General features: G+C 71.0%; 17 protein-coding genes. 8 read left to right on the top strand and 9 right to left on the bottom strand.

Going from position 1 to position 17,077, the window contains the following annotated elements; genetic code table 11:
• Window positions 1–134: 134 nt before the first annotated feature.
• The 4 genes from nhaA to ACFW48_RS23540 all read left to right on the top strand — a co-directional run bounded on the left by nhaA (window position 135) and on the right by ACFW48_RS23540 (window position 3,481).
• Complete coding sequence (nhaA, locus tag ACFW48_RS23525) at window positions 135–1,565, top strand: Na+/H+ antiporter NhaA (RefSeq protein WP_386317569.1); 1,431 nt, start codon at window positions 135–137, stop codon at window positions 1,563–1,565.
• Between the two features lie 113 nt (window positions 1,566–1,678).
• Entirely contained in the window at window positions 1,679–2,167 is a 489-nt protein-coding gene (locus tag ACFW48_RS23530) for a phage holin family protein (protein ID WP_386317729.1), read from the top strand.
• Entirely contained in the window at window positions 2,164–3,162 is a 999-nt protein-coding gene (locus ACFW48_RS23535; protein ID WP_386317571.1) for an alpha/beta fold hydrolase, read from the top strand. The genes ACFW48_RS23530 and ACFW48_RS23535 overlap by 4 nt, the downstream gene beginning before the upstream one ends.
• Before the next feature lie 127 nt (window positions 3,163–3,289).
• Complete coding sequence (locus ACFW48_RS23540) at window positions 3,290–3,481, top strand: hypothetical protein (protein WP_121748302.1); 192 nt, start codon at window positions 3,290–3,292, stop codon at window positions 3,479–3,481.
• A gap of 43 nt (window positions 3,482–3,524) precedes the next feature.
• Here the strand turns inward: ACFW48_RS23540 and ACFW48_RS23545 are convergent, their stop codons facing one another.
• Genes ACFW48_RS23545 through nth form a run of 3 tightly spaced genes read right to left on the bottom strand, consistent with a single transcriptional unit; the run spans window position 3,525 to window position 6,533 of the window.
• Window positions 3,525–4,724 (bottom strand): MarP family serine protease, encoded by a 1,200-nt coding sequence (locus ACFW48_RS23545; RefSeq protein WP_386317572.1) that lies wholly within the window; start codon window positions 4,722–4,724, stop codon window positions 3,525–3,527.
• Between the two features lie 47 nt (window positions 4,725–4,771).
• Window positions 4,772–5,479, bottom strand: a complete 708-nt coding sequence (locus ACFW48_RS23550; RefSeq protein ID WP_386317574.1) for an NUDIX hydrolase — start codon at window positions 5,477–5,479, stop codon at window positions 4,772–4,774.
• 52 nt (window positions 5,480–5,531) lie between these two features.
• Window positions 5,532–6,533 (bottom strand): endonuclease III, encoded by a 1,002-nt coding sequence (gene nth / locus ACFW48_RS23555; protein ID WP_386317576.1) that lies wholly within the window; start codon window positions 6,531–6,533, stop codon window positions 5,532–5,534.
• Window positions 6,534–6,809: 276 nt separating this feature from the next.
• On the opposite strand from nth, the gene ACFW48_RS23560 reads away from it, so the two are divergent.
• A complete protein-coding gene (locus ACFW48_RS23560) occupies window positions 6,810–7,484 on the top strand; it encodes a Crp/Fnr family transcriptional regulator (RefSeq protein ID WP_003975365.1) in 675 nt (224 codons plus the stop codon).
• A 50-nt stretch (window positions 7,485–7,534) separates the two neighbouring features.
• Here the strand turns inward: ACFW48_RS23560 and ACFW48_RS23565 are convergent, their stop codons facing one another.
• From ACFW48_RS23565 to ACFW48_RS23585, 5 genes are all read right to left on the bottom strand, one after another.
• On the bottom strand, window positions 7,535–8,377 hold the full coding sequence (locus tag ACFW48_RS23565; RefSeq protein ID WP_386317578.1) for an MBL fold metallo-hydrolase: 843 nt from the start codon (window positions 8,375–8,377) through the stop codon (window positions 7,535–7,537).
• The gene (locus tag ACFW48_RS23570; protein WP_386317580.1) at window positions 8,374–9,333 is read right to left on the bottom strand and encodes an NUDIX hydrolase; all 960 of its coding nucleotides are present in this window, start codon (window positions 9,331–9,333) and stop codon (window positions 8,374–8,376) included. The genes ACFW48_RS23565 and ACFW48_RS23570 overlap by 4 nt, the downstream gene beginning before the upstream one ends.
• A 59-nt stretch (window positions 9,334–9,392) precedes the next feature.
• Entirely contained in the window at window positions 9,393–10,361 is a 969-nt protein-coding gene (locus tag ACFW48_RS23575; protein ID WP_386317731.1) for an alpha/beta fold hydrolase, read from the bottom strand.
• Window positions 10,362–10,670: 309 nt separating this feature from the next.
• Window positions 10,671–11,138, bottom strand: coding sequence for a RidA family protein (locus ACFW48_RS23580; RefSeq protein ID WP_386317582.1), 468 nt, complete (start codon window positions 11,136–11,138; stop codon window positions 10,671–10,673).
• Window positions 11,135–11,296, bottom strand: a complete 162-nt coding sequence (locus ACFW48_RS23585; RefSeq protein WP_003975360.1) for a DUF4177 domain-containing protein — start codon at window positions 11,294–11,296, stop codon at window positions 11,135–11,137. The genes ACFW48_RS23580 and ACFW48_RS23585 overlap by 4 nt, the downstream gene beginning before the upstream one ends.
• Before the next feature lie 117 nt (window positions 11,297–11,413).
• Here ACFW48_RS23585 and ACFW48_RS23590 point away from each other — a divergent pair, with 117 nt between their 5' ends.
• Window positions 11,414–12,391, top strand: coding sequence for an ArsA-related P-loop ATPase (locus tag ACFW48_RS23590; RefSeq protein WP_386317584.1), 978 nt, complete (start codon window positions 11,414–11,416; stop codon window positions 12,389–12,391).
• A complete protein-coding gene (locus ACFW48_RS23595) occupies window positions 12,388–13,791 on the top strand; it encodes an ArsA family ATPase (protein WP_386317586.1) in 1,404 nt (467 codons plus the stop codon). Before ACFW48_RS23590 ends, ACFW48_RS23595 begins: the two co-directional genes overlap by 4 nt.
• Window positions 13,792–13,854: 63 nt before the next feature.
• On the opposite strand, the gene wblA is transcribed toward ACFW48_RS23595, so the two are convergent.
• A complete protein-coding gene (gene wblA, locus ACFW48_RS23600) occupies window positions 13,855–14,193 on the bottom strand; it encodes a transcriptional regulator WblA (protein ID WP_310872073.1) in 339 nt (112 codons plus the stop codon).
• A gap of 459 nt (window positions 14,194–14,652) precedes the next feature.
• Here wblA and ACFW48_RS23605 point away from each other — a divergent pair, with 459 nt between their 5' ends.
• Window positions 14,653–16,932, top strand: a complete 2,280-nt coding sequence (locus ACFW48_RS23605) for a transglycosylase domain-containing protein (RefSeq protein ID WP_386317588.1) — start codon at window positions 14,653–14,655, stop codon at window positions 16,930–16,932.
• Window positions 16,933–17,077: the final 145 nt, after the last annotated feature.

Genomic DNA, 17,077 nt, shown 5'->3' on the forward strand with positions numbered 1-17,077 from the left:
GTTTAGGTAGGCTAAGGAACGCGTAAGAGAGTCAACAAGATCCTCGAAGAACTCCACCTCGAAGATCCTCATGGTGTGCCGGGAAGTCTGGTCGGCAAGCGTTTCGTGCTGCCCACCGACCGGAGGTTCTCCCCGTGACCGCGCCCCAGACCCCCCGCAAAGCCTTCGGACGGCTGTCCCTCCCGGAGCGGAACTACGTCGCGGAGGCGCTGCGCACCGAGACGGTCGGCGGTGTCCTGCTGCTCATCGCCGCGGTCGCCGCACTGGTGTGGGCGAACATACCGGCGCTGAGCGACAGCTACGAGAGCGTCAGCCATTTCCACTTCGGTCCAGAGTCCCTCGGCCTGGACCTGTCGGTAGCGCACTGGGCCGCCGACGGACTGCTCGCGGTCTTCTTCTTCGTCGCCGGCATCGAGCTCAAGCGCGAGCTCGTCGCCGGAGACCTGAAGGACCCGAAGGCCGCCGCGCTCCCTGTGGTGGCGGCGTTGTGCGGCATGGCCGTACCGGCGCTCGTCTACACCTTCGCCAGCACCGCGGGCGGCGGCTCGCTGGCCGGCTGGGCCGTGCCCACCGCCACCGACATCGCGTTCGCACTCGCCGTACTCGCCGTCATCGGTACGTCCCTGCCGAGCGCCCTGCGCGCCTTCCTGCTGACGCTCGCCGTCGTGGACGACCTGTTCGCGATCCTGATCATCGCGGTCTTCTTCACCGAGTCGCTCAACTTCGCCGCGCTCGGCGGCGCGATCGTCGGTCTCGGCGTCTTCTGGCTGCTGCTCCGCAAGGGCGTGCGCGGCTGGTACGTGTACGTCCCGCTCGGCCTGGTGATCTGGGGGCTGATGTACAACAGCGGCGTCCACGCCACCATCGCCGGCGTCGCGATGGGCCTGATGCTGCGCTGCCACACCCGCGAAGGTGAGCAGCACTCCCCCGGCGAGCACATCGAGCACCTTGTGCGGCCCCTGTCGGCGGGCCTGGCCGTGCCGCTGTTCGCGCTGTTCAGCGCCGGTGTCGCGCTGTCGGGTGGCGCGCTCGCCGACGTGTTCACCAAGCCGGAGACCCTCGGTGTCGTGCTCGGGCTCGTGGTCGGCAAGACGTTCGGCATCTTCGGCGGCACCTGGCTGACGGCGCGCTTCACCCGGGCCTCGCTCAGCGACGACCTGGAATGGGCCGACGTGTTCGCGGTGGCGACACTGGCCGGAATCGGGTTCACCGTCTCGCTGCTCATCGGCGAGCTGGCCTTCGAGGGCGACGCGGAGATGACCGGCCAGGTCAAGGCCGCCGTCCTGATCGGCTCCCTCATGGCGGCACTCCTGGCCACGGTGCTGCTGAAGGTACGGAACGCCAAGTACCGGCGTCTGATCGAGGCCGAGGAGCGCGACGAGGACCTCAGCGGCATCCCGGACATCTACGAGGAGGACGACCCGGCGTACCACCTGCGCATGGCCGCCATCCACGAGAAGAAGGCCGCCGAGCACCGCCGGCTCGCCCAGGAGAAGACCCAGGAACGCCACGGGCTTGCCGAAGTGACCGGCGGGGCAGGCGATGAGGGCGACCGTCCGGCATGATCTGACGAGACGGTACAGAAGACGGACCGTACGCGGTCGGGCCGCAGCAGGCGGGCGGCACACGACTGCCACGGAACCGTACGCAGATGAGCCAGCAGAAGAGGGAGACCGCGATGAGCGCACCCGACGGCAGCCCGGTCGGCACCGAACGCAGCATCGGTCAGCTGTTCGCCTCGGCGACCACCGATTTGTCGGCGCTCGTGCACGACGAGATCGCGCTGGCCAAGGCGCAGCTGAGGCAGGACGTCAAGCGCGGGGCGACGAGCGGCGGCGCGTTCTCGCTGGCCGGTGCCGTTCTCCTGTTCTCGCTGCCGATGCTGAGCTTCGCGCTGGCCTACGCCATCCGGACCTGGAGCGACTGGAACCTGGCGGTCTGCTTCCTGCTGTCCTTCGCGGCGAACGTCCTCCTCGCGGCCCTCCTCGCGCTGATCGGCGTCGTCTTCGCGAAGAAGGCCAAGAAGGGCCGCGGCCCGCAGAAGGTCGCCGCGTCCGTGAAGCAGTCGGCGGGCGTCCTGCAGAACGCCAAGCCGCACCCGCGGCCGGAACTCCCCGCGGACCGGTCCCCCGAAGCCATCGAGGCTGTGGCACGCTCGTCCTCATGACGGGCTCCTCCATCCCTTCGGGACAGTCCCCCTCGGGGCACTCCCCCTCGGGACAATCCCCATCGGCGCAACAACCCACCTCGGCCGTACGGCACGACATCCCGGGCGGGCACGAGGTGACCCACCGGGACGTCGCCGCCAACGGCGCCCGCTTCCACATCGCCGAACTGGGTGACGGGCCGCTGGTACTGCTGCTGCACGGCTTCCCCCAGTTCTGGTGGACCTGGCGGCACCAACTGGTGGCACTCGCGGACGCCGGTTTCCGCGCCGTCGCCATGGACCTGCGCGGCGTCGGCGGCAGCGACCGCACCCCACGCGGCTACGACCCGGCCGGTCTCGCCCTCGACATCACCGGCGTGGTCCGCTCGCTCGGCGAGCCGGACGCCGCGCTGGTCGGCCACGACCTGGGCGGCTACCTGGCCTGGACGGCCGCCGCGATGCGGCCCAAGCTCGTGCGGCGGCTCGCGGTCTCGTCGATGCCGCACCCGAGGCGCTGGCGCTCGGCCATGCTCGGGGACGTCCGCCAGACCCGGGCGGGGTCCTACATCTGGGGCTTCCAGCGCCCCTGGATCCCGGAGCGCCAACTGACCGCGGACGACGGCGCGCTGGTCGGTCGGCTGATCCACGACTGGTCGGGGCCACGGCCCTTGGACGACGAGGCGGTGGAGATCTACCGCCGGGCCATGTGCATCCCGTCCACGGCACACTGCTCCGTCGAGCCGTACCGCTGGATGGTGCGCTCCCTGGCACGTCCGGACGGCATCCAGTTCTACCGCCGTATGAAGCGGCCGGTGCGCGTGCCGACCCTGCATCTGCACGGTTCGCTGGACCCCGTGATGCGGACGCGGAGCGCGGCCGGGTCCGGGCAGTACGTCGAAGCGCCCTACCGCTGGCGGCTGTTCGACGGTCTCGGGCACTTCCCGCACGAAGAGGATCCGGTCGCGTTTTCCACCGAACTGATCAATTGGCTGAAGGATCCGGAACCCGATCGGTGACCGAACGAACGCTCCCGGTATCCGAACCGGAACGCTTGTCCTATGAACGGCCACTTGCCCGACGCATAGGCCAATTGGGGGCCCCGAGAACGGTTATCGACCTTGGGGCGGGGGCACACGTCCGGGTATGGGCTGGACGCACGACTACAGTGACGTAGCACGCGACGGCCGCTCCACGAGCGGCGTGAGCAGCACCCACCGACGAGGAGGCACCCCGCAACTGGCGGGTGCGGACCTACGGGTGGGCATTCCGCGCATCCTGCGCCGCCGGGCCCGCTGGGTCTCCGTGCGCCTGCGCCATCCACGCGGCGTGAGCTGACCGAGCTGACGCCCGCCCGACACGCGCCCCAGGGTTCCCGTTCCTAGAGAGCGCACCTGTCGCTGTCCACCTGCTGGTTCGCGGTGCGACCCTTGGCGATGTCCTCGCGGATCTCGTCCGCGGTGAGCGCGTAACCGGTCTCGGCGTCGTCCAGGGACTTGGCGAAGACCACGCCGTAGACCTCGCCCTCGGGCGTCAGCAGCGGTCCGCCGGAGTTGCCCTGACGGACGGTCGCGAACAGCGAGTAGACGTCGCGGCGGACGGTGTCGCGGTGGTAGATGTCCGGACCGTTGGCCGTGATGCGCCCGCGTACGCGCGCGGCTCGGACGTCGTACGCCCCGTTCTCCGGGAAGCCCGCGACGATCGCGCTGTCGTCGCGGGCCGCGTCCTCGTCGGTGAACCGCAGCGCGGGTGCGTTCAGCTCCGGCACGTCCAGTACGGCGATGTCGCGCCGCCAGTCGTAGAGGACGACCGTCGCGTCGTACTTCCTGCCCTCGCCGCCTATCTGCACCGTGGGCTCGTCGACGCCGCCCACGACATGGGCGTTGGTCATGACGCGGCGGTCGTCGAAGACGAAGCCGGTGCCCTCCAGGACCTTGCCGCAGTCGGTGGCGGTGCCCATGACCTTGACGATGGAGCGCTTGGCGCGGGTGGCGACCGGGCTGTTCGCCAGCGCCGGGTCGGGCGGCTGGACCTCGGGGATCTGCTCGTTGGAGAACGGGCTGAAGACCTGCGGGAAGCCGTTCTGCGCGAGGACGGAGGAGAAGTCCGCGAACCAGGTGTCGGCCCGTGCGGGCAGCGCCCGGGAGACGCCCTGCAGCACGGTGGAGCTGCGGACCTCCTTGCCGAGTGTCGGCAGCGTGGTGCCGGCCAGGGCGGAGCCGATCAGCCAGGCGACCAGAAGCATCGCCACGACGTTGACCAGGGCGCCGCCGGTGGCGTCCAGGGCGCGGGCCGGGGACCAGGTGATGTACCGGCGGAGCTTGTTGCCGAGGTGGGTGGTCAGGGCCTGGCCGACGGAGGCGCAGACGATGACGACCACGACCGCGACGACGGCGGCGGTCGTACTCACCTCCGCGTTGTCCGTCAGGCCGTCCCAGAGCACCGGCAGCAGATAGACGGCGACGAGACCGCCGCCGAGGAAACCGGTCACCGACAGGATGCCGACGACGAAGCCCTGGCGGTAGCCGACGATCGCGAACCAGACGGCGGCCAGCAGCAACAGGATGTCCAGCACGTTCACCGATTCAGGCCCCGCCTTGTCGTCCTACGCTCACACCGGTCACCCTGTCATGACCGCCAGTCCAGCGGGACCTGCTTCTCCCTGTCCCAGGGCCGCTCCCAGCCCGCGAAGTGCAGCAACCGGTCGATGATGCCGGCCGTGAAGCCCCACACGAGCGCCGATTCGACCAGGAATGCCGGACCTCGGTGACCACTCGGGTGGATGGCGGTGACCCTGTTGGCGGGGTCCGTGAGATCCGCCACGGGGACGGTGAAGACGCGCGCCGTCTCGTTCGGATCGACGACGCCCACCGGGGTGGGCTCGCGCCACCAGGCCAGGACCGGTGAGACGACGAAGCCGCTGACCGGGATGTAGAGCTTGGGCAGGACGCCGAAGAGCTGCACGCCGGCCGGGTCCAGCCCGGTCTCCTCCTCGGCCTCGCGCAGGGCGGCCCGCAACGGCCCGTCGCCCTGCGGATCGCCGTCGTCGGGGTCGAGGGCGCCGCCCGGGAAAGCCGGCTGACCGGGGTGCGAGCGCAGGGAACCGGCCCGCTCCATGAGCAGCAGCTCGGGGCCGCCACCGGCCTCGCCCTCACCGAAGAGGATCAGGACGGCGGACTGGCGCCCGGCGCCGTCCTCCGGCGGCAGAAAGCGGCTCAGCTGGTCGGGCCGCACCGTCTCGACGGCCCGCACCACCGGCTCCAGCCAGCCCGGCAGGCCCTCCTCGCTGAGGATCTCGCCCCGGATGTGCCCCTGTGTGTCGCTCGCCCGAGTCATAGCCACCCCCGATCTGCCGATTCCAACGCCCGACGCCACCGAGATCGTTCCGTCACCCGGCCGCCCCCAGCGGCGGCGCCGGTTTCCCGCCCGCGTCCAGGTAGGCCTGCGGGGGGTTGAGACGCTGACCGGGGAAGCCGCCCTTCTCGTACTTGAGCAGCTTCTTCGCCTTCTCCGGGTCCGTCTCGCCCTCGCCGTACGCCGGGCAGAGCGGGGCGATGGGGCAGGCGCCGCAGGCGGGCTTGCGGGCGTGGCAGATCCGGCGGCCGTGCCAGATCACGTGGTGGGAGAGGTCCGTCCAGTCGCTCTTGGGGAAGAGCGCGCCGACGGCGGCCTCGATCTTGTCCGGGTCGGTCTCGGCGGTCCACTGCCACCGGCGCACCAGGCGCTGGAAGTGCGTGTCCACGGTGATGCCGGGGCGGCCGAACGCGTTGCCGAGCACGACGAAGGCGGTCTTGCGGCCGACACCGGGCAGCTTCACGAGGTCTTCGAGGCGCCCGGGCACCTCGCCGCCGAAGTCCTCCGCCAGGGCCTTGGACAGCCCTATGACCGACTTGGTCTTGGCCCGGAAGAAACCGGTCGGGCGCAGGATCTCCTCGACCTCCTCGGGGTTGGCGGCGGCCAGGTCCTCCGGAGTGGGGTACTTGGCGAAGAGGCCGGGCGTCGTCTGGTTGACGCGCAGGTCGGTGGTCTGGGCGGACAGCACCGTGGCCACGACCAGCTGGAACGGGTTCTCGAAGTCCAGCTCCGGGTGCGCGTACGGGTAGACCTCCGCGAGCTCGCGGTCGATACGGCGCGCGCGGCGGACCAGCGCGGTGCGCGACTCGCCGCGCGGCGCACTCGGGGCGACGGTCTTCGCCGCGGCGACGCCCTTGACGGCGGCGGTGGCCTTCTTCGGGGCGACGGCGGGTTTCTTGGCGGGCGCCTGTTTCTTGAGGCTCTTCTCGGTCTTCTTCTTCACGGCACCCTTCTCCGCAGTCACCCTCTTGGCAGGTGCCGCCTTCTTTGTCGCTTTCGCCGTTTTCCTACCGCCATCGGGGCTCTGTTCGCCCACGGCGGAATCGCGACGTACACCCACCCGCGCAGCCCCCTCGGCCTGTGCTCTCACCGGCGATTTGGACACCCGGCCAGCGTACGGCCCGGCACCGACATCCGCCCCGGACCCCGAAGATCGGCGTCCAATTGGACCCCTGCCGCGTACCCCAGGACACCAGTGCGGCATCCTTGTGACAGATCACACTGTTTGGACTGTCCGGCAAAATGGGCACCACGGACCCCTGGTACACCGGGGGAACATGATCCTCTGAGCCGGTCGACAAGGAGAGAACTCGTGGACGACGTTCTGCGGCGCAACCCGCTCTTCGCGGCGCTCGACGACGAGCAATCCGCGGAGCTCCGCGCCTCCATGAGTGAGGTGACCCTCGCCCGCGGCGACACCCTGTTCCACGAGGGGGACCCCGGAGACCGCCTCTATGTGGTCACCGAGGGCAAGGTCAAGCTTCACCGCACGTCCCCCGACGGGCGCGAGAACATGCTGGCCGTCGTCGGCCCCAGCGAGCTGATCGGCGAGCTGTCGCTGTTCGACCCGGGCCCGCGCACGGCGACCGGCACCGCGCTGACCGAGGTCAAGCTGCTCGCCCTCGGGCACGGCGACCTCCAGCCCTGGCTGAACGTCCGCCCCGAGGTGGCCACCGCACTGCTGCGCGCCGTCGCGCGCCGCCTGCGCAAGACCAACGACGCCATGTCCGACCTCGTCTTCTCGGACGTCCCCGGCCGTGTCGCCCGCGCCCTGCTGGACCTGTCCCGCCGCTTCGGCGTGCAGTCCGAGGAGGGCATCCACGTCGTGCACGACCTGACGCAGGAGGAGCTGGCCCAGCTGGTCGGCGCGTCCCGCGAGACGGTCAACAAGGCACTCGCGGACTTCGCCCAGCGCGGCTGGCTCCGCCTGGAGGCCCGCGCGGTGATCCTGCTGGACGTGGAGCGGCTGGCCAAGCGCTCCCGCTGACGCGGCTCGATCGGGCGACCTCGGTCGGGCAGACGTCGGTCGGGCAGACGTCAGTCGGGCAGCTCGATGAGCCCGTGCTCGTCCAGGTACTCCAGCTGCGCCCGCACCGACAGTTCCGCCGCCGGCCACAGTGAGCGGTCGACGTCCGCGTACACGTGGGCGACGACCTCGCCCGGCGTCCGGTAGCCGTCCTCCACGGCCGTCTCGACCTGGGCGAGGCGATGGGCGCGGTGGGCGAGGTAGTACTCCACGGCGCCCTGGGCGTCGTCCAGGACGGGGCCGTGGCCCGGAAGCACCGTGTGCACCCCGTCGTCGGCCGTGAGCGACCTGAGCCTGCGCAGTGAGTCCAGGTAGTCGCCGAGACGGCCGTCGGGGTGGGCCACCATCGTCGTACCGCGGCCCAGGATCGTGTCGCCGGTCACGACCGCCCGGTCGGCCGGGAGATGGAAGCACAGGGAGTCGGCCGTGTGCCCGGGGGTCGGTACGACCCTCAGCTCCAGACCGCCCACCTCGATCACGGCACCGGCGGCCAGCCCCTCGCCGCCCAGCCGCAGCGCCGGGTCCAGGGCCCTCACGTTCGTCCGCGTCAGCTCGGCGAAGCGCGCGGCGCCCGCCGCGTGGTCCGGGTGACCGTGCGTCAGGAGCGTCAGCGCGACCCGCTTGCCCGCCCGCTCGGCCGTGTCGACGACATGCCGCAGGTGGATGTCGTCCAGGGGGCCCGGGTCGACGACGACGGCCAGGTCGGAGTCGGGTTCGGCGAGGATCCAGGTGTTCGTGCCGTCCAGGGTCATCGCGGAGGCGTTGGGTGCCAGGACGTTCACCGCGCGCGCGGTGGCCGGGCCCGACAGGACGCCGCCGCGCGGCTGTCCGGGCAGTGCTGCTGCGTCCGTCATGCGGAGGCTCCTCCGGTCGGGTCGGAAGGTGTCGCCGGCGCCGGACCGGAACGCGCGGCCGTATCCGTGCTCGGGACGTGCTTGGTGAACTCGTCGTGCCCCGGCCAGGAGAGCACGATCTCGCCGCCGACGAGCCGTGCCCGGGCCAGCACGGGCGTCATGTCGCGGCCCGGAGCCGACGCCAGCGCCTCGGCCGCCGTACCGCACGCCGCGAGACCGCGCAGGGTCGCGATGGTCGGCGGCATCATCAGCAGCTCGCCCTTGTCGTACCCGGCCGCCGCCTCGGCCGGGGTGACCCACACCGTGCGGTCGGCCTCCGTGGAGGCGTTACGGGTGCGCTGCCCCTCGGGGAGGGCGGCCACGAAGAACCAGGTGTCGTAGCGCCGGGACTCGAACTCCGGCGTGATCCAGCGGGCCCAGGCGCCCAGCAGGTCGGAGCGCAGGACGAGGCCCCGGCGGTCCAGGAACTCCGCGAAGGACAGCTCACGGTCGACCAGGGCGGCCCGGTCCGCCTCCCAGTCCGCGCCGGTCGTGTCGCCGACCACCGAGTCGCCGGTCGGGCCGGCGAGCAGGACGCCCGCCTCCTCGTACGTCTCCCGTACGGCCGCGCAGACGATCGCCTGGGCGCCCGCCTCGTCGACGCCGAGCCGGTCCGCCCACCACGCGCGCGTGGGGCCCGCCCAGCCGATGTCGCGGTCGTCGTCGCGCGGGTCGACCCCGCCGCCCGGATAGGCGTACGCGCCCCCGGCGAACGCCATGGAGGCCCGGCGCCGCAGCATGTGCACGGCGGGACCGGCATCGGCGTCCTTCAGGAGCATGACGGTGGCCGCGCGCTTGGGGGTGACGGGGGTGAGGGTGCCGGCCGCCAGTGCGCGGATGCGGTCCGGCCACTCCGGGGGGTACCACTGCCCGTTCCCCTGACCGCTCGCCTGATCATTCGCCTGACCGTTCGCCATGGCCGGAGGCTATCCGGTGACGGGCGGATGTTCGAGTGGCTCCCGGGGCCGGGCGGGCGTCAGGAGGACAGGGCGGTCAGCCACTCCGTGAGCAGCCGGTTCGTCTCCTCCGGGCGCTCCTGCTGGAGCCAGTGGCCGCAGCCGTCGAGGAGGTGCGAGGCGGTCAGGCCGGGCAGGGTGGTGGGATACGCCTCGATCGCGTCGGACAGCCAGGTGGTGGAGGCGTCCCGGCCGCCGCCGAGGAAAAGGGACGGCTGGGTGATCGGGGCGCCGCGGTGGCCGGCGAGGTCGGCCCAGTCGCGGTCCATGTTGCGGTAGCGGTTGAGGGCGCCGGTCAGACCCGTGCGCTCGAACTCCCCGGCGTAGACGTCCAGCTCCTCCTCGGTCAGCCAGGACGGCAGCCGTCCGCCGGACGGGAACCGGTCGCGCAGCCTGCCGCCGGGGGCGACGAAGTGCGGGTCGGGCGCCTCCGGGGCGGGCATGGTGTCGGCGGACAGGGCGGCGTAGAAGCCGGCGAGCCAGCCGCGTACGTCGGGCTCGATCTCCGCCTCGGCCCGGCCGGGCTCCTGGAAGTAGGAGACGTAGAACTCCTGCCCGGCGAAGGGGCCGGCCGGATCGCTCATGCCGGCGAAGACCTCGCTGGGCTTCGGTCCGCCCGGCGGGGTGTACGGCACGCTCAGCAGGCCGACCGCGCGGAACACGTCGGGCCGCAGCAGCGCGGAGTGCGCGGCGATGGTCGCGCCCCAGTCGTGGCCGACGATCACGGCGGACCGCTCGCCCAGCGCCTCCACCACGGCGACGTTGTCCGCCACCAGGTCGAGCATCCGGTACGCCGCCACCGCGTCGGGCCTGGAGGAGCGTCCGTAGCCGCGCACGTCGATCGCGGCGGCGCGGAAGCCCGCGGCGGCCAGCGCGGGAAGCTGGCGGCGCCAGGAGTACCAGGACTCGGGGAAGCCGTGGACGAGCAGGACCAGCGGGCCGCTGCCCTGCTCCACCAGATGGATCCGGCCGGCCGGTGAGGGCACCATCCGGTGCACGGGTGGCCGATCGGTCACGAGCTGCCGATCGGCCACGGGCTGTCGATCGTTCACGAGCTGGTGATCGGTCACGGGCTGACGCGGCACGGCTCCTCCTGGCGCAATCGGTCGGTCCGGCGCCGCCCGAACGGACCGGGACCGGCAACCACGACCGGCTCCCGCCCCGTACGCGGCACCGGATGCGATCCTGCCGGGGCGGAGCGACGAGGGCGAGCTTTGTTGCCGGCCTGGCAACGCCCACCCCGCGCCGCCTCCCGCCCGCCCGGGGAGGCAGGGCCGTCCACGCCTGCCTGCGCGTGCCTACGCCTGGACGAGCTCCACCTGGACCTCGACCTCCACCGGCGCGTCCAGCGGCAGTACCGCCACGCCGACCGCACTGCGGGCGTGGACGCCCTTGTCGCCCAGCACCTCACCGAGGAGTTCGCTGGCGCCGTTGATCACGGCCGGCTGGCCGGTGAAGTCGGACGCGGACGCGACGAAACCCACGACCTTCACCACGCGCGCGACGCGGTCGAGGTCACCGGCGACGGACTTCACGGCGGCCAGGGCGTTCAGCGCGCAGGTGCGCGCCAGCTCCTTGGCCTCCTCCGGCGTGACCTCGCCGCCCACCTTGCCGGTGACCGGAAGCTTGCCCTCCACCATGGGCAGCTGGCCCGAGGTGTAGACGTACGGGCCGGACTGCACGGCCGGCTGGTACGCGGCCAGCGGCGGGACGACCTCGGGCAGCGTCAGGCCGAGCTCGGCCAGCTTCGCCTCGACGGCGCTCATGCCTGCTTCTCCCGCTTCAGGTAGGCCACGAGCTGCTCGGGGTTGTTCGGCCCGGGCACGACCTGGACGAGCTCCCAGCCGTCCTCGCCCCAGGTGTCCAGAATCTGCTTCGTGGCATGGACGAGCAGCGGCACGGTTGCGTATTCCCACTTGGTCATGTGGCCGACTCTAGCCGTTGCCCGGGCCCCCTCGGACGGCCGACCGAGGAGGCGTTCTCCACACGTTGTCCACAGCCTCCGGCGTACTCGGCGCGCGGACTGGTTACGCTCGAATACGTGAGCAGGCTCCAGGTCGTCAGCGGCAAGGGCGGAACCGGCAAGACCACGGTGGCCGCGGCCCTCGCGCTGGCCCTGGCCACCGAGGGGAAGCGCGCGCTTCTCGTCGAGGTCGAGGGTCGCCAGGGCATCGCGCAGCTCTTCGAAACGGAGGCGCTGCCTTATGAGGAGCGGAAGATCGCCGTCGCTCCCGGGGGCGGGGAGGTGTACGCCCTCGCCATCGACCCCGAACTGGCGCTTCTGGACTACCTCCAGATGTTCTACAAGCTGGGCAGCGCCGGGCGGGCGCTGAAGAAGCTCGGGGCGATCGACTTCGCGACCACCGTCGCGCCGGGCGTCAGAGACGTCCTGCTGACCGGCAAGGCGTGCGAGGCGGTGCGGCGCAAGGACAAGAGCGGGCGGTTCGCGTACGACTACGTCGTCATGGACGCCCCGCCGACCGGCCGCATCACGCGGTTCCTCAACGTCAACGACGAGGTGGCAGGCCTCGCGAAGGTCGGCCCGATACACAATCAGGCGCAGGCCGTGATGCGGGTGCTCAAGTCGCGGGAGACCGCCGTGCACCTGGTGACGCTCCTGGAGGAGATGCCGGTCCAGGAGACCGTGGACGGCATCGCCGAGCTGCGGGCGGCGCGGCTCCCGGTGGGGCGGGTCGTGGTCAACATGGTCCGGCCCGAGGTGCTGGACGCGGCCGACCTGGAACTCGTACGGAGCACACCGCGTACGGCACTCGCCCGGTCCCTGTCCGGTGCCGGGCTCGGCGGGGCGCGGCGGGGCGGACACGCCGAGCGGCTGGTGGATCCGCTGCTGGCGCAGGCCGAGGAGTACGCCGAGCGGTACGCGCTGGAGGAGGAGCAGCGGGGCGTCCTCGGCGAGCTGGGCCTGCCGCTGCACGAACTCCCGCTGCTCGCCGAGGGCATGGACCTGGCGGGCCTGTACGAACTGGCCACCGAGCTGCGGAAGCAGGGGATCGCATGAGTCCGGACCCGGCCCGGCACCAGGAGGGCGCGCGGCGCCTCTCCCCCGCGCGTGTGCTCGACGTCGACCCTCTGCTGGAGGATCCGAAGACCCGCATCGTGGTGTGCTGCGGGTCGGGCGGGGTCGGCAAGACGACCACCGCGGCGGCCCTGGGGCTGCGTGCGGCCGAGCGGGGCCGCAAGGTGGTCGTCCTCACCATCGACCCGGCCCGGCGGCTCGCCCAGTCCATGGGCATCGACTCGCTCGACAACACCCCGCGCCGGGTGAAGGGCGTCGACGACTCGGCGGGCGGTGAGCTGCACGCCATGATGCTCGACATGAAGCGCACCTTCGACGAGATCGTCGAGGCGCACGCGGATCCCGAGCGGGCGGCGGCGATCCTGGGCAACCCCTTCTACCAGTCGCTCTCGGCGGGCTTCGCGGGCACGCAGGAGTACATGGCCATGGAGAAGCTGGGTCAGCTGCGCGGGAGGGACGAGTGGGACCTCATCGTCGTCGACACGCCGCCGTCCCGCTCGGCGCTGGACTTCCTGGACGCCCCCAAGCGACTCGGGTCCTTCCTGGACGGCAAGCTGATCCGCCTCCTGCTGGCCCCGGCGAAGGTCGGCGGCCGGGCCGGCATGAAGTTCCTGAACGTCGGCATGTCGATGATGACCGGCGTCCTGGGGAAGGTGCTGGGCGGGCAGTTCCTGAAGGACGTGCAGACCTTCGTGGCCGCGATGGACTCGATGTTCGGCGGCTTCCGCACGCGCGCGGACGCGACGTACAAGCTGCTCCAGGCGCCCGGGACGGCGTTCCTGGTGGTCGCGGCCCCGGAGCGGGACGCACTGCGCGAGGCCGCGTACTTCGTGGAGCGGCTGGCGGCCGAGGACATGCCGCTCGCCGGTCTGGTGCTCAACCGGGTCCACGGCAGCGGCGCCGACCGGCTGTCGGCCGAGCGGGCGCTCGCCGCCGCGGAAAGTCTCGCCGGGGAAAATCTTGAGGATCCCCGCATTGTGGATCAGGACGGCGGGAAAGTAGGAGTTCGTAACTCTCCCGACGTGTACGGCAGTTCAGGTTCTTCCGAGCCTTCTCCCGAGCCCTCTCCCGAGGCTCCTGACACAACGGACGGCACGCTGGACGGCACAGTGGGCGGCGCGCCGGACGGCACACCGCCGGACGGCACACCGGAGCGATCCGTCGACCAGCTCACAGCGGGCCTGCTGAGGCTGCACGCGGACCGGATGCATCTGCTCGCCCGCGAGCAGCGCACGCGCGACCGCTTCACCGCGCGTCACCCCGAGGTGGCGGTCACCGAAGTGGCCGCGCTGCCGGGCGACGTGCACGACCTCGCGGGGCTGCGGGACATCGGCGTCCGTCTCGCGACGGACCGGCCCGAGCTGCCCGAGACAGGGGCCTGATCCGACCGGGACATCCGCGCCCCGGGACATCCATCCGTGCCCGGGGAAAGGTCCCCGGCCGGCTCAGCCCACGGCCGCGTAGTTCTCGTAGATCTCCTCGTCGTCGAGGGACACGATGCCGACCCCTCGTTCGTACTCCGTCCGCGCCGTCTCCAGAAGTCGGCGCCAGGAGGTCACGGTGGGCCGCCGGCGCAGCAGTGCGCGGCGTTCCCGCTCCGTCATGCCTCCCCACACGCCGAACTCGACGCGGTTGTCGAGCGCGTCGGCCAGGCACTCGGTCCGCACCGGACATCCGGTGCACACCGCCTTGGCCCTGTTCTGCGCTGCTCCCTGAACGAACAGTTCGTCCGGATCGGTAGTGCGGCAGGCGGCCTGCGCACTCCAGTCGGTTACCCAGCCCATACCGGCGCCGTCCTCTCCCGAATCGAGGCTCCCCCACGGCGGCAGCGGCATATTCACCGCCGCCAGTTGAGGACGTTACGGAAGGTGGGCACAGCGCAACACCCCCTTCGGGCCCAATCTTGAATGGCCCGAACGGACTATGGGTAAGCGGCAGATCACCCGGGGGAGTGAGCTGGCGACATTCGCGACGATCCCGGCATTCAGGTCATCTCTGTTGCGCCACAACGGACACCAATTGACACACAAGGCGGATTCGGGCACGCATCCCACACGCCGTGGCACGCGCCCGTACACATCAACGCGCCCCCAGCGGGGCCCCTCAGAAAAAAGTCGAGCGGATCCGGAACGATTCGGGGTCGCCGGACGTATTGATACGTGGCCTCACTGCTGTGACAGTTGAGTGCAGCTTAGGCCAAGGCATATACGCGTGTCCGGCGAATGAGAACGTAGGCTGCCTCCATGCCAAAGAAGCGCTCGGGCGGTGGTCTGTCGCCAACGCAGCAGGCCGCCAAGTTCCTCGGTGTCAGTGTGCTCGCGGGAGCAGTGCTGGCCGGCATCGCGTTGCCCGCCGTGGGCGCGCTGGGGCTGGCCGCCAAGGGGTCGGTGGAGAGTTTCGACGCTCTCCCGGCCAACCTGAAGACTCCCCCGCTGAGCCAGCGCACCGCCATCCTCGACGCCGAGGGCGGCACCATCGCCACGGTCTACTCACGCGACCGCACGGTGGTAGCCCTCAAGGACATCTCGCCGTACATGCAGAAGGCGATCGTCGCGATCGAGGACTCGCGCTTCTACGAGCACGGCGCGGTCGACCTGAAGGGCGTACTGCGCGCGCTCAACAAGAACGCCCGCAGCGGCGAGGTCTCCGAGGGCGCGTCCACGCTCACGCAGCAGTACGTCAAGAACGTCTTCGTGGAGGAGGCCGGTGACGACCCGACGAAGGTCGCCCAGGCCACCCAGCAGACCATCGGCCGCAAGATCCGCGAGCTGAAGCTCGCGATCCAGGTCGAGGAGGAGCTGGGCAAGAAGAAGATCCTCGAGAACTACCTGAACATCACGTTCTTCGGCCAGCAGGCCTACGGCGTCGAGGCGGCCGCCCAGCGCTACTTCTCCAAGTCCGCCAAGGACCTCAACATCCAGGAGTCCGCCCTCCTGGCCGGCATCGTCCAGTCGCCCAGCCGGTACGACCCGGTCAACGACGAGGCGGAGGCCACCAAGCGGCGCAACGTCGTGCTGACGCGCATGGCGCAGGTCGGCGACATCTCCCAGGCGGAGGCCGAGAAGGCGAAGAAGGCGCCGCTCGGGCTGGAGGTCAGCCGGCCCAAGAACGGCTGCATCACGGCCGTCAAGGGCGCGGGCTTCTTCTGCGACTACGTACGCGAGGTGTTCCTCAGCGACCCGGTCTTCGGCAAGACCAAGGAGGACCGGGCCAAGACCTGGAACCAGGGCGGCCTGACGATCCGCACGACGCTCGACCCGCAGGCCCAGAAGTCGGTGCAGCAGTCGATCAAGGACCACGTCTACACGAGCGACGACGTGGCGACCGCGGCCACCATCGTGGAGCCCGGCACCGGCAAGATCGTGGGGATGGGCCAGTCGCGTCCGTACGGCATCGACGTCAAGAAGGGCGAGACCACTCTCAACCTGTCCGTCAACGACGCGATGGGCGGCGGCGCGGGCTACCAGCCCGGTTCGACGTTCAAGCCGATCGTGGCCGCGGCGGCCCTCGAGGGCGGCATGCCGGTGACGAAGTCGTATTCCTCGCCGTACGAGATGGACTACCCGACCCCGGTCGCGGCCTGCGACGGCAAGACGTGGAACGAGAAGGGTGTCCGGCTCGCCAACGAGAACGAGACAGAGGTCGGCCCGTACGACATGAAGGAGGCGACCGCCAAGTCGGTCAACACCTACTACGTGCAGATGATCAGTGACATCGGCATCTGCCCGGTGACGCAGATGGCCGAGAAGATGGGCGTGGAGCGCGCCAACGGCAACAAGCTGGAGCAGACGCCGTCCATCGCCCTCGGTGTCACCGAGGTGTCCCCACTGACCATGGCGAGCGCGTACGCGACCTTCGCCTCGCGCGGCATGTACTGCACGCCGGTCGCCATCGAGTCGATCAGCCAGCGGGTCGGCAACAAGAGCAAGTCGCTCGAGGTTCCGAAGTCCACCTGCTCCCGGGCCATGTCCGAGACCACGGCCGACACCGTCAACACCCTCCTCAAGGGCGTGGTCGAGGACGGCACGGGCAAGCAGGCCGGCCTCGACAGCCGCCCGAGCGCCGGCAAGACCGGTACGACGGACGAGCGGTACGCGGCCTGGTTCGTGGGCTACACGCCGGACCTCGCCGGCGCCGTGTGGGTCGGCGACCCCAAGCACGAGCGGCAGATGGTCGACATCACCATCGGTGGTGTACCGCACGCCAAGGTCTTCGGCGGCGCGGTCCCCGGCCCGATCTGGGGCGACATGATGTCGGGCGCGCTGGAGGGCACGTCGCCCACCGACTTCAACCTCGTCGACATCCCGGACAGCAAGGAAAAGGACAAGGGCCGGGGCGACGACGGCGGCCGGGACGACGGCGGCAACGGTGACGAGGACAACGGCGACGGCGGCAACGGCGGTGTCATCGGCGGCCTGATCGACGGCGGCACGGACAACGGCGGCACCGACGGCGGCTTCCCGGGGAACCTCTTCCAGGGACAGGGCAACGGCGGCAACGGCAACGGCGGCCGACGCGACTGAGGTCCCCGCCGCGACCGAGGTCCCCGCCGCGACCGAGGTTCCCGTCGCGACGGCGAAGACCGGCGGCCCCTTCCTCACCCGCGCGGGCCGCCCGGGTTCTCCCCGGGGGCGGGGGGCCCCCCATGGGGCCGGCTCCCGCCCCCCC

The organism is Streptomyces sp. NPDC058812 (genome assembly GCF_042744565.1).
In the GTDB taxonomy this organism is placed as follows: domain Bacteria; phylum Actinomycetota; class Actinomycetes; order Streptomycetales; family Streptomycetaceae; genus Streptomyces; species Streptomyces thinghirensis.

What these genes read in the sequence shown, in the direction of transcription:
- ACFW48_RS23530 (WP_386317729.1), top strand. Translation starts at nt 1,679, where the DNA reads ATGAGCGCACCCGACGGCAGCCCGGTCGGCACCGAACGCAGCATCGGT.
- ACFW48_RS23580 (WP_386317582.1), bottom strand. Translation starts at nt 11,138, where the DNA reads ATGAGCGCCGTCGAGGCGAAGCTGGCCGAGCTCGGCCTGACGCTGCCC.
- ACFW48_RS23585 (WP_003975360.1), bottom strand. Translation starts at nt 11,296, where the DNA reads ATGACCAAGTGGGAATACGCAACCGTGCCGCTGCTCGTCCATGCCACG.
- ACFW48_RS23565 (WP_386317578.1), bottom strand. Translation starts at nt 8,377, where the DNA reads ATGACGGACGCAGCAGCACTGCCCGGACAGCCGCGCGGCGGCGTCCTG.
- ACFW48_RS23550 (WP_386317574.1), bottom strand. Translation starts at nt 5,479, where the DNA reads ATGACTCGGGCGAGCGACACACAGGGGCACATCCGGGGCGAGATCCTC.
- ACFW48_RS23535 (WP_386317571.1), top strand. Translation starts at nt 2,164, where the DNA reads ATGACGGGCTCCTCCATCCCTTCGGGACAGTCCCCCTCGGGGCACTCC.
- ACFW48_RS23605 (WP_386317588.1), top strand. Translation starts at nt 14,653, where the DNA reads ATGCCAAAGAAGCGCTCGGGCGGTGGTCTGTCGCCAACGCAGCAGGCC.
- ACFW48_RS23540 (WP_121748302.1), top strand. Translation starts at nt 3,290, where the DNA reads ATGGGCTGGACGCACGACTACAGTGACGTAGCACGCGACGGCCGCTCC.
- ACFW48_RS23595 (WP_386317586.1), top strand. Translation starts at nt 12,388, where the DNA reads ATGAGTCCGGACCCGGCCCGGCACCAGGAGGGCGCGCGGCGCCTCTCC.
- ACFW48_RS23575 (WP_386317731.1), bottom strand. Translation starts at nt 10,361, where the DNA reads ATGGTGCCCTCACCGGCCGGCCGGATCCATCTGGTGGAGCAGGGCAGC.
- ACFW48_RS23570 (WP_386317580.1), bottom strand. Translation starts at nt 9,333, where the DNA reads ATGGCGAACGGTCAGGCGAATGATCAGGCGAGCGGTCAGGGGAACGGG.
- wblA (WP_310872073.1), bottom strand. Translation starts at nt 14,193, where the DNA reads ATGGGCTGGGTAACCGACTGGAGTGCGCAGGCCGCCTGCCGCACTACC.